At 45.0% G+C, this 269-nt stretch carries 1 rRNA gene; it reads right to left on the bottom strand.

What is annotated here, in order from left to right:
* A 23S ribosomal RNA gene (locus SBH76_RS13660) occupies window positions 1-233 on the bottom strand; the annotation flags it as partial.
* Window positions 234-269 lie beyond the last annotated feature (36 nt).

Here is a 269-nt window from a genome sequence, read left to right on the forward strand (position 1 = left end):
TCACTGTTGTTTTCTTTTCCTCCGGCTACTTAGATGTTTCAGTTCACCGGGTTCCCCTCTGTACGTTATGTATTGGCGTACAGATACTTGGAGTTCTTCCAAGTGGGTTTCCCCATTCAGACATCTGCGGATCACTGAATATGTGCTTCTCCCCGCAGCTTTTCGCAGCTTGTCACGTCTTTCTTCGGCTGTCAGTGCCTAGGCATCCACCCTACGCTCTTTATGTTTAACCTCTTAAATCATTTAGATTTAGTGTTTATGTATGACAC

It is taken from the genome of Lachnoanaerobaculum sanguinis (assembly GCF_033242365.1).
GTDB classification, from domain to species: domain Bacteria; phylum Bacillota; class Clostridia; order Lachnospirales; family Lachnospiraceae; genus Lachnoanaerobaculum; species Lachnoanaerobaculum sanguinis.